The organism is Herbaspirillum sp. B65, assembly GCF_000333555.1.
In the GTDB taxonomy this organism is placed as follows: domain Bacteria; phylum Pseudomonadota; class Gammaproteobacteria; order Burkholderiales; family Burkholderiaceae_D; genus Herbaspirillum; species Herbaspirillum rubrisubalbicans.
Window position 1 is genome coordinate 1 of sequence record NZ_BADI01000664.1, and the last position, 11163, is coordinate 11163.

Sequence of the window (11163 nt, forward strand, 5' to 3'; positions counted from 1 at the left end):
TCACCCTCGACCAGAGGATGGATGCCGAGTTCGGAATGACGGTCATGCGACTTGATTCAAGACTCCTGATGCGCGAGCCCGACCCCACGCGCGCGACGCTGCTCGGCGCGGCGGGCCAGTCTCTGATGCACGCCGGCAAACACCACCGGCACGAAAAACAAGGTCGATACGGTGGCCAGCAACAAGCCACCGATCACGGCGCGCCCCAACGGCGCATTCTGTTCAGCCCCTTCCCCCAGACCCAGCGCCATGGGAATCATGCCGATGATCATGGCCAGTGCCGTCATCAACACCGGACGGATACGGGTGGAACCGGCTTCCAGGGCGGCGGCCAGCGGGGTGGCCCCATCTTCCCGGCGCTGCCGCGCGAAGGCGACGATGAGGATACTGTTGGCGGTGGCCACGCCCATGGTCATGATGGCCCCGGTCAGGGCCGGGACCGACAGCGTGGTCCCGGTGATGAAGAGCATCCAGGCGATCCCGGCCAGCGCTGCTGGCAGCGCGGCGATGATGATGGCCGCATCGATCCAGGACTGGAAGTTGACCACCACCAGCAGGTAGACCAGCACGATGGCCATGGCCAGCCCCACGCCCAGGCCGATGAAAGACGATTGCATGGTTTCCACCTGGCCGCGGATGACCACCTGGCTGCCGCGCGCGAGTTTGGGCTTGATCTGTTCCACCAACTCGCTCACCTTGCCGGCCACGCTGGCCAGGTCGGTGCCCTGCACGCTGACGTAGACATCGATAGCCGGCGAGATGTTGTAGCGCGAGGCCACGGCCATCTGACGTCCTGCGTGCACATCGACCAGATTGCCCAGCAGCTGCGGCGGTGTGGCGGCATTGGCACCTGCACCTACCGGGATATTGAGCAGCGCATCGAGCGAATCGACCTGGTATTGCGGCGACTGCACCGCGATGTTGTAGACCACGCCGTTATTGGGATTGAGCCAGAAGGCCGGCTGCGTCTGCGAACTGCCGGACAGCGCAATCAACAGGTTCTGGCCGACATTGGAAGCCGACAGGCCGAACTGCTGCAGGCGCGTGCGATCCATGCGCAGGTCCAGCGATGGCCCATCCAGGCGCTGGTGGACGTGGGCATCGACGGCACCGGGAATCTGCCGGATCTGCTTGGTCAACTCGGCCGCCAGGCGTGCGTTGGCTTGCATGTTGGCGCCGGTGAATTGCACGTCGATGGCAGCCGGCAAGCCGAAGTTGAGAATCTGCGTGACGATATCGGCCGGCTGGAAGAAGAACTCGATACCGGGAAAGCGGCGTGGCAATTGCTCGCGCAGCATGGCGACCAGTTCTTCGCTGGGGCGATGGCCCGGCTTCAAGGCCATCAGGATCTCGCCATCGAGGGTGCCGATGGTGCCGGCATTGCTATAGGAGAGGTTGATGCCGGAGTTGGGCACGCCCAGGTTGTCGAGGATGGTCTCCAGCTCAGTGGCCGGAATCAGGCTGCGGATGACGCGCTCGACCTCATCGGCCGCGCGTGCGGTTTCCTCGATGCGGGTACCGGTGGGCATCCGCATGTGCAGCCGGATCTGGCCGCCATCGACATTGGGGAAGAAATCTCGCCCGAGGAAAGGATAGAGCAGGCAGGACAACAGGCAGAAACCGAGGAAGCTCAATGCGAAGCGGCGCCGGTGCGCCAGCAGTGAAGACAGCACCAGCGTATAACCATGACGCACGCGTTCGAAGCGGCTGTCGAAGGCGCGGTACAGGCGTTGCAGCAGGCTCTGTTTGGCATGATCGACCTGGCCGTGACTGCCCATCAACAGCATCACCAGCGTGGGCACCAGCGTGCGCGAGAGGAGATAGGACGCCGCCATGGCGAACACCACCGCCTCGGCCAGCGGCACGAACAAAAAGCGCGCCACGCCCGAGAGGAAGAACATCGGCACGAACACGATGCAGATACAGAGCGTGGCCACGAAAGCCGGCACGCCGATCTCGCCGGCGCCGACGATGATGGCGTCATGCAGGGGCTTGCCCAGGTGCAGGTGGCGTTCGATGTTTTCGATGGTGACGATGGCCTGGTCCACCAGGATACCCACCGACAGCGCCAGACCGCCCAGGGTCATCAGGTTGAGGGTCTCGCCCAGCGCCGCCAGCATCAGGATGGCGGCCATGATGGACAGCGGAATGGTCAGCCCGATGATGAGCGTGCTGCGCCAGTTGCCCAGGAACAGCAGCACCATGGCCGCCGTCAGACCAGCGGCAATGAGCGCCTCGCTGATGACCCCGGTCACGGCCGCCTTCACGAACAGCGACTGATCGAACAGCGGCGTGATCTTGAGGTCTTCCGGCAAGGTCTGGGCCGCGGCAGGCAAGAGCTTGCGCAGGTTGTCGACGATGTCCAGGGTAGAAGCACCACCATTCTTGAGGATCGACAGCAGCACCCCGCGCGCGCCATCCTGGCGCACCACGTTGGTCTGCGGCGAGAAACCGTCGCGCACGTTGGCCACGTCCTTCAGATAGATGGTGGCGCCATTGGTGGTGCGCACCGGCAGTTCGTTCAGACCTGCCACGGCTTCGGGCGAACCGTTGATCTTCACCGAATATTCGGTCCCCCCGAACTTGGCCGTGCCCGAGGGCAGGATCAGGTTCTGCGTATTGATGGCATTGACCACGTCGATGGGCGCCAGTCCACGCGCCTGCAAGGCCTGGGTATCGAGGTCCACCGAGATCAGGCGGCTCTTGCCGCCATAGGGATAGGGCACGGCCACGCCGGGAATGGTCACCAGTTGCGGGCGCAGCGTCTGCACGGCGTTATCGAAGACGGTCTGTTCCGGCAAGGAGGGGGAGGACAGCGCCAGTTGCATCACCGGGATACTGGAGGCGGAATACTTGATCACCAGTGGCGGCGTGATCCCCGGCGGTAGCTGGCGCAATTGCGATTGCACCGAAGCCACCACCTGGGCGATGGCGGTCTGGATGTTGGCCTTGGGCTGGAAGAACACCTTGATCACCGCGACCCCGGCCAGCGACTGCGATTCGATGTGCTCGATATCGCTGACCACGGTGGTGAGTCCCCGCTCGTTTTGCGCAGCGATGCGCTGCCCCATCTCCTGGGCCGACAGACCGTTGTAGTTCCAGATGATGGAGACCACCGGGATATTGATCTCGGGGAAGATGTCGGTGGCCATGTTCTTCAGCGTCAATGGCGTGGCCAGCACGATGAGCAAGGCCATCACGATGAAGGTGTACGGGCGGCGCAAGGCCAGCGCGACCATGTTCATGAACTGCTATCCCTGTGAAGCGGGCAGGTCGGAAGGCCGCGTTGGCAGCCGGCCCATTACCGCAACCGGCGCTCCATGCGGCCAGCGTCATCCTGTCCCGTGGTGCTTGTGCGTCTTGCGCGGCCTGGCGTGTTTCCCCGGTTGCCCGGCCACGTTCCCTTAAATTGCGATGCTGGCGGACCCGGTATTATTGTTCGGGGGCCGTTCGGCGTGGGCTATTGTAGCGGCCTGGCCGCCAGTGTGCAGAAGGCTTTTCGTCAATCTGCTTTCTGACAGAAATGTCAGCGGAGGACTTCTCACCGGCTGCAAGCCCATCCGGAAAAAAGTCCACATACCCATGCATCGCCCTAGGCAAGCCTTATGGCACACTGCCCTTCCCTGTCCTTGTCCTTACATCATGGAATTTCTGCGTCAACGCATCGAAGCCAACGTCCTGGCCATCAGCCGCGGTCCCGGCAGTGCCGACTTCCTGCAACCGCCCGGCGACCCCGGCCTGTTCGGCCCGGACTCGGCGGCCTGGCAGGTGCATAGCGATTTCACCGCCATGCTCACCGGTGGCGTGGCTGCACTGCTGTTGCAGATGCTGCATCCGCTGCCGCTGGCCGGGGTGTGGGATCACTCCAACTTCCAGGCCGACATGCTGGGCCGCCTGCGCCGCACCGCCCAGTTCATCGCCGGCACCACCTTCGGTAGCCGCGCCGATGCCGAGCGCCTCATTGCACGCGTCAAGCAGATCCATCTCGGCGTCACGGGGGTGGCACCCGATGGCCGGCCCTATGCTGCTAGGGCCTGTTCACATTTAATCTGCGAGATGCGTTGCCCCCAGAAGGCGTGGTGGCAAGGCGCGCGTCAGGGCTGGTGGTGGTGCCACCAGCCCTGACGTGCAACGCGGCCAGCGCGCCTTCTGGGGGCAACCCTCCGGGAGAGGCCGCCAAGCGTCGCCTGCCGTTGTTGCAGCTCCTTGCCGTAGCACCGCTACGACGCGTCGCTGCGCCTAGGCAGTCAACGCTTGGCGACCTCTCGCACTCGCAGATTAAATGTGAACAGGCCCTAGTCGCCGGCTCTTGCATTTTTGAAGCCCGCCATCGTCATGAATGAAAACGCCATGAACCGACCCATCCTCGCCCTGACCTGCGGCGAACCGGCAGGCATCGGCCCGGAAATCTCCCTGCGCGCGGCCTGGGCGCTGCGCCACGAAGCGCGTTGCATCCTGCTGGGCGACGCCGCGCTGCTGGCGCAGACCGCCTACGATATCGATGCCCAGATGCGGGTGGCGGCGCTTTCGCTCCAGGCCTGGCGCAACAGCGGCCTGCCGCATTTCCCGCTGGACTGCCTGACCGTCATCGATTGCCCGGTGGCCGAACCGGTGCGCCCGGGCGTGCTGGATGCCCGCAATGGCCGCGCCGTGCTGCAGACCCTGGATGTGGCCGTGCAAGGGGCGCTGGACGGCGCCTTTGCCGCCATCGTCACCGCGCCCCTGCAAAAGAGCACGATCAACGATGCTGGCGTGGCCTTCACCGGCCATACCGAATACCTGGCCGAAGCCACCCGCACTCCGCAAGTGGTGATGATGCTGGCCGGTGGCGATGCGCCCCACCTGCGGGTGGCCCTGGCCACCACCCATCTGGCCTTGAAGGACGTGCCGGCGGCCATTACCGCCGACAGTCTGGCGCGCACGCTGGACATCCTGCAGGCCGACCTGCGCGGCAAGTTCGGCATTGCCAGTCCACGCATTCTGGTCACCGGCCTTAATCCCCATGCCGGGGAAAACGGCTATCTCGGCCGCGAGGAAATCGAGGTCATCACGCCCGCCCTGGAAGCGGCGCGCGCGCGCGGTATCGACGCGCGCGGACCGTACCCGGCCGATACCCTGTTCCAGCCCAAATACCTGGAGCAAGCCGATTGCGTACTGGCCATGTACCACGACCAGGGCCTGCCGGTGCTCAAGTTCGCCAGCTTCGGCCACGGCATCAACATCACCCTGGGCCTGCCCATCATCCGCACCTCGGTCGACCACGGCACCGCGCTGGACCTGGCCGCCGCCGGCCTGGGACAGGCTGACCACGGCAGCATGGTGGTGGCCATCCGCGCTGCCGCCGACATGGCACGCCGCCAGACCGGCGCCTGAACGCCCCGCAAGAACCCACTGGAATTTCCATGAAACACATCCCACGCAAGCGCTTCGGCCAGAACTTCCTCACCGACGACGTGGTGCTGCATGACATCATCAGCGCCATCGCCCCTGCGGCCGACGACGCCATGGTCGAGATCGGCCCTGGCCTGGCAGCGATGACGGAACTGCTGCTGGAACAGGCGCGCCACCTGCACGTGGTGGAACTGGACCGCGACTTGGTGGAGCGCCTCAAGAAGCGCTTCGATCCCACTCGCCTGACCGTGCATTCGGCCGATGCCCTCAAGTTCGACTTTGCCAGCATCCCGGTGCCGGCAGGGCGCAAGCTGCGGGTGGTCGGCAACCTGCCCTACAACATCTCCAGCCCCTTGTTGTTCCATCTGGCCGAGATCGCCCCGCAGGTGCAGGACCAGCATTTCATGCTGCAAAAGGAAGTGGTGGAGCGCATGGTGGCCGAGCCGGGCAGCAAGGTCTATGGTCGCCTGTCGGTGATGCTGCAATGGCGCTATTACATGGAATTGCTGTTCGTGGTGCCACCCACTGCCTTCGATCCGCCGCCCAAGGTCGATTCGGCCATCGTGCGCATGATCCCGCTGGCCCAGCCCATGGCCTGCGAGCAGGCGCTGCTGGAAAAGGTGGTGACCCAGGCTTTCTCCCAGCGCCGCAAGGTGATTCGCAATTGCCTGGCCGGCCTGTTTTCCGAGGAGGAACTGCGCCAGGCCGGCGTGGATCCCCAGGCCCGTCCCGAAACGGTGCCGGTGCAACAGTTCGTCGCCCTGGCCCAGTTACTGGCTGCGCGCGCCGCCTGAAGGCCGCGCCTGGCCTGGTGCTGGGCTGTTGCACATTATTACAGGCGCGCCGCCAGCCGTAAGAACTGTAACGAAGTTTCATATTCCGTAGCTTTAAGCTGAACCTGTCTTATATTGGAATCGTGCCGCGACAGATCGCGGACTTATTTGACAGGAGCCAATCATGGCCAGCAAAAAAATCGCAACGGTATTGATCGCCACCACTCTTCTCGCTTCGGCCGCCGTGGTCAGCACGCCTGCCATGGCACATGACCGGGGCGGTGACGGGGTCGCCATCGCCGCCGGCATCATCGGTGCCGTCGCGATCGGTTCGCTCATTGCCAACGCCAATCCTGCACCGGTCTACCAAGCCCCGCCGCAACAGGTCTACTACCAGGCGCCGCAGCCGGTGTACTACCAGCCGCCGCAACAGGTGATCTACGAGCAACCGCGCTACTATGCCCCGCCGCCGCCGCGTCCGGTGCGCTATGTGGAACGCACCGAAGTACGTACCTATCGCTACGACGACCGTCCGGATTATTACTACTACGGCCGTTGAGCATCGGCCAGCGGGCCATCCTGCCGGCCCGGCCTTATCCAGGCAGGACATCCAAGGCGCAAGCCATCTTGAGGAAAAGCGGGCAACCACCAGGTTGCCCGCTTTTTTTGCATTGTTTTGACGGGCAGGCGGCTCAGCACCATCAATTTGTCAAGAAAGCACGACATAATGAAGACGGTATTGGTATTTTGTCAGCATAATATGCCGTATCGGCGCGACATCCTGTCGTATGTCCGCTGCCTTTTCATGAACAACCCGACGGAGCGCGCAGGTGAGAGCCCCCATCGCCGCAGACGATATCAGGACCGCCCTGGACGCCGGCCATTTGTGGCCGGCGCTGCAGCCCTTGGTCCATCTGCGCACGGGACGCATTGCCGGCTTCGAGATGCTGGCGCGCTGGAACTGTCCCCAGCGCGGCGTGATCTCCCCGGTCGACTTCATTACCGTGGCCGAGGATGCGGACCTGCTCGATACCCTGCTGCTCAAGCTGCTCGACACCGTGGCCGACAGCTTGCGCCACTGGCCTGCCGACCTGCGTCTGGCCATCAATCTCTCGCCGCGCCAGTTCCTCGACACCAGCCTCCTGGAACGGCTTTCCACGGTGATGCACGCGCATGGCCTGCCACTGTCGCGCCTGCAGTTGGAGATCACCGAAAGCTCGCTGGTCCAGGACCACGAGCGCACCCTGCAGACCATCCAGGCCGCGCGCCAGGCCGGTGCCAGCCTGTCGCTGGATGACTTCGGTACCGGCTACTCCAGCCTGACCCGCCTGCAGTCCTATCCCTTCGATGAAATCAAGATCGACGCCAGCTTCGTGCGCACCATGGACCAGGATCCGGACAGTTTCCGCATCGTACTGGCGGTGGCCGGCTTGGGCCAGAGCCTGAAGATGCACGTGGTGGCCGAAGGCGTCGAGACTTCCCATCATGCCCACCTGTTGAAGCGCATGGGCTGTGAATTCGGCCAGGGTTTCCACCTCGGCCGTCCGGCCCCCTTGGCCGAGGCAGCGCGCTTGATCGAGCAGCAAGGCGTATGGCAGCGTCACAGCGCCGGCATCGATACGTCCCCCTTCCAGCGCTGGCACCAGCTCGATTCGCTCTACCGTAGCGCGCCGGTCGGCTTGTGCTTCCTCGATCCGCTGCTGCGCGTGGTCAGCGCCAACGCCATGATGATCGACCTGCTCGGTGGCAATGCCGACAGCGAGCTGGAGGGTTCTCCCGTGATCCGCCTGCTGGACCGCAGCGAACATCGGCCGTTGTTGCAGATGCTGGCGCAGGTGGTGGATGGCGCGTCTGCGGCACCGATGGAATTCTTCAATTCGCGCACCGGGCGTACCTCCTTGCTGGCCTTCCAACTGGTGCGCAGCGACCTTGGCGAATTGCTGGGCATCTCCGGTTCGGCCGTAGATATCACTGCGCGGGTGGCCGCCGAACGTACCGTGCGTGACAGCGAGGAACACTTCCATCGAGCCATCGATCTCAACCCCAACATTCCCTGGGCCGCCGATGAGCGCGGCGTGGTCGATTACATCGGCCCCACCTTCGAATGGCAGCCTGAACTCAATAACGTGCAGCGTCATCAGCAATGGGTGGCGCGCATCCTGGAGGACGATCGCCAGCGGGTGCGCCAGGAATGGCTCGACAACCTGCCCAGCGGCCGTCCCTTCAGCACCGAATTCCGGGTGCTCTGGCCCGATGGCCAGTGGCGCTGGATGCGCAGCCGGGCCTCGCCCCATGCCGATGGCGAGGGCCGCATCCTGCGCTGGTATGGTCTCATCGTCGATATCAGTGTCGAGCGCGCCTTGCAGCAACGCATTGCGCTGCTGGAGCAACAGCTCCAGCTATCGCACCCCAGTGGCGACGCCTGATTCTGCACCTTGCCCGCAGCGGCGCAGCCCTCCGGCGAGGTGGCGGCAAATCAGGGATAATGGCGGCTTGCTTCACGTTAGCCATGAAAAGGAGTCGCCAAGTGAGAATGTTGCATACGATGCTGCGCGTGGGAAATCTGGACCGGTCCATCGACTTCTACGTCAATGTGCTCGGAATGAAACTGCTGCGCAGGAACGATTATCCCGAGGGTAAATTCACGCTGGCCTTCGTCGGCTATGGAGAAGAGCGCGATCATACGGTCCTGGAGCTGACGCACAATTGGGATACGCCATCCTATGATCTCGGCTCCGGTTACGGTCACATTGCGATCGAAGTTGAAGACGCCTATCAGGCCTGTGATGCGGTGAAAGCCAAGGCGGCATCGTGACACGGGAAGCCGGTCCATGAAGCACGGCAAGACCGTCATTGCCTTTGTACAGGACCCTGACGGCTACAAAATCGAATTTATCCAGAAGAAAGAAAACTTCAGTTCTGCTGATTAAGCAAGCCACCAGGCAACAGCCCGCAGACTGAATTGCCCGTCTACTGAAATACCGCTGCCCGAACCGTGCCCGAGAAACATCGCCACTGCAGCCGCGGCGGCGTTTCGGGTGGCGGGACATGGCGAGGTCATCGAACACATCTGGCTGTCCTCCACTGGTCATCCATATTCCGCTGCCCACCACTTGCTACCGCTGCCTGGCAGCATGACAACGCCTTCGCCAAACTCCGCGCCTCCACTATGGAAAAGATCATCGTCTACGTCATCCCCGTCTTTCTGTTGTTGATTGCGGTGGAGTTCGGCTATGGTTACCTGCGTCGGCGCAACACCTACCGCCTGGCCGATGCCCTGGCCAGCTTGTCGCAGGGCGTGATCAGTCAACTCGTGGCGCTGATTACCCAACTGTTCCAAGTCGGGCTTTACACCTTGACCTACCGCGTGTTCGCCGTCTTCCCGGCGGTGCGCTTCTGGCATGGCGTGCTGGGCTGGGCGTCGGCCATCCTGCTGTTCGATTTTTTCGATTACTGGTTGCACCGCTTCGGTCACGAGAATGCGCTGGGCTGGGCGGCGCACTCTGTGCATCACCAGAGCCAGGACTTCAACCTCTCCACCGCGTTGCGTCAGGAAAGCACGGTGGTGCTGCTGGGCTGGGTGTTCTACCTACCCATGGCGATCCTGGGCGTGGAGCCCGAGCAGTTTGCCCTGGCCGGTCTGGTCGTGCTGGTCTACCAGTTCTGGATCCACACCGAGCACGTCGGCAAGCTGGGCTGGTTCGATCGTGTGTTTTCCTCACCCTCCAACCACCGTGTGCACCACGCTGTGAATGACCAGTACCTCGACAAGAACTACGGCGGGATGCTGGTGATCTGGGATCGCATGTTCGGTACCTTTGCCGAGGAACACGAGCCGGTGGTCTATGGCACCCGCACGCCCCTCAACAGCTGGGATCCGCTATGGGCGATTTGCTCCGGCTATGCGCAGTTGCTGCAAAGTGCCGCGCAGATGCCACGCTGGCAGGACAAGCTGAAAATCTTTTTCAAGGCACCCGGCTGGCGCCCGGCTGGCATGGCGCCGTCTCCGCAGTTTGACCTGGAGGCGGCACGCAAGCGCTATGATACGCAGCTGCCGCGCCTGGCGCAGTGGTTCTCGGGCCTGCAGTTCGTGGTGCTGCTGGCCGCGGCTGCGGCCCTGCTGTGGGTGGCCGATGAGCAGTCCTACCTCCGCCTTCTGCTGATCAGCGCCGCCTTGCTGGCTGGCTTCTGGGCGCTGGGGGCCTTCATGGAGCGTCGCCTGGGCGGTGCGATGATGCTGTTCATCGACGTCGCTGCCGCGGCCGTGGCGGCGTATGCACTGATGTGACGCGGCGCGCTTGCCCTGGCACATGCTTGACAGTTTTAACCTTGAATTCTTCCGCATCAGAACAACCGAACGACAGTAGGAACGCCAATTGAGTCTCTATCAACTATCCAAAAGCCACCTGCACCGTCTGTGGGTCGAATACGGCATCCTCTGGAGCGGTGCCATCATCGTCGGCTTGGTCGCGGTGCTGTATGCCCAGGCCATCGAGATCGGCTTCGGAGTCTTCCGCAGCATCGAACACAAGCAACCCTGGCTGCCCTTGCTGCTCACGCCAGCCGTCTGTGCCGCCTGCGTGTGGCTCACGCGCCGTTACTTTGCCGGCTCCGAAGGCAGCGGCATTCCGCAAGCCATCGCTACCCTGCATGGCGACACTGACGAACGCGGTAGCGCACTGCTGTCGATCCGCGTGATGGTGGGCAAGATCGTGCTGTCGATCGTGGCCATCGCTGGTGGCATGACCATCGGTCGCGAAGGTCCGACCGTGCAGATCGGGGCGGCCATCATGTACAACCTGCGCCGCCTGTATCCGAGCGGATACGAACATATGGAGCGGCGCCTGATCCTGGCCGGTGCTGCCGCAGGCTTGGCCGCAGCCTTCAATACGCCACTGGCGGGGATCGTGTTCGCCATCGAAGAACTCTCGCGCAGCTTCGAGCAGCGTGCCAGCGGCGTGGTGATCACCACCATCATCTTCGCTGGTCTAGGGCCTGC

At 63.4% G+C, this 11163-nt stretch carries 7 protein-coding genes and 2 pseudogenes; 8 read left to right on the forward strand and 1 reads right to left on the reverse strand.

Going from position 1 to position 11163, the window contains the following annotated elements; translation table 11 throughout:
• Window positions 1–56: 56 nt before the first annotated feature.
• On the reverse strand, window positions 57–3245 hold the full coding sequence (locus I5W_RS15770; RefSeq protein ID WP_044529943.1) for an efflux RND transporter permease subunit: 3189 nt from the start codon (window positions 3243–3245) through the stop codon (window positions 57–59).
• Between the two features lie 337 nt (window positions 3246–3582).
• Here I5W_RS15770 and I5W_RS15775 point away from each other — a divergent pair.
• The 8 genes and pseudogenes from I5W_RS15775 to I5W_RS15810 all read left to right on the forward strand — a co-directional run.
• A pseudogene (locus I5W_RS15775) lies at window positions 3583–4029 on the forward strand (oxygenase MpaB family protein); the annotation flags it as partial.
• Window positions 4030–4350: 321 nt separating this feature from the next.
• Window positions 4351–5373, forward strand: a complete 1023-nt coding sequence (pdxA, locus tag I5W_RS15780; protein ID WP_199901750.1) for a 4-hydroxythreonine-4-phosphate dehydrogenase PdxA — start codon at window positions 4351–4353, stop codon at window positions 5371–5373.
• 29 nt (window positions 5374–5402) lie between these two features.
• A complete protein-coding gene (rsmA, locus tag I5W_RS15785) occupies window positions 5403–6185 on the forward strand; it encodes a 16S rRNA (adenine(1518)-N(6)/adenine(1519)-N(6))-dimethyltransferase RsmA (RefSeq protein ID WP_044529945.1) in 783 nt (260 codons plus the stop codon).
• Window positions 6186–6348: 163 nt separating this feature from the next.
• Window positions 6349–6723, forward strand: coding sequence for a hypothetical protein (locus tag I5W_RS15790; RefSeq protein ID WP_017451469.1), 375 nt, complete (start codon window positions 6349–6351; stop codon window positions 6721–6723).
• Between the two features lie 271 nt (window positions 6724–6994).
• On the forward strand, window positions 6995–8590 hold the full coding sequence (locus I5W_RS15795) for a sensor domain-containing phosphodiesterase (protein WP_044529946.1): 1596 nt from the start codon (window positions 6995–6997) through the stop codon (window positions 8588–8590).
• A 101-nt stretch (window positions 8591–8691) separates the two neighbouring features.
• Window positions 8692–9094, forward strand: a pseudogene (gene gloA / locus I5W_RS15800) (lactoylglutathione lyase).
• A gap of 239 nt (window positions 9095–9333) precedes the next feature.
• Window positions 9334–10452 (forward strand): sterol desaturase family protein, encoded by a 1119-nt coding sequence (locus tag I5W_RS15805; protein WP_044529947.1) that lies wholly within the window; start codon window positions 9334–9336, stop codon window positions 10450–10452.
• An 88-nt stretch (window positions 10453–10540) separates the two neighbouring features.
• Window positions 10541–11163 (forward strand): chloride channel protein (locus I5W_RS15810; RefSeq protein ID WP_044529948.1); only part of this gene is annotated, 623 nt, incomplete at its 3' end.

Bases quoted from the DNA above. Each gene is read 5' to 3' on its own strand.
- I5W_RS15770 (WP_044529943.1), bottom strand. From the start codon at position 3,245: ATGAACATGGTCGCGCTGGCCTTGCGCCGCCCGTACACCTTCATCGTG.
- pdxA (WP_199901750.1), top strand. From the start codon at position 4,351: ATGAACCGACCCATCCTCGCCCTGACCTGCGGCGAACCGGCAGGCATC.
- rsmA (WP_044529945.1), top strand. From the start codon at position 5,403: ATGAAACACATCCCACGCAAGCGCTTCGGCCAGAACTTCCTCACCGAC.
- I5W_RS15790 (WP_017451469.1), top strand. From the start codon at position 6,349: ATGGCCAGCAAAAAAATCGCAACGGTATTGATCGCCACCACTCTTCTC.
- I5W_RS15805 (WP_044529947.1), top strand. From the start codon at position 9,334: ATGGAAAAGATCATCGTCTACGTCATCCCCGTCTTTCTGTTGTTGATT.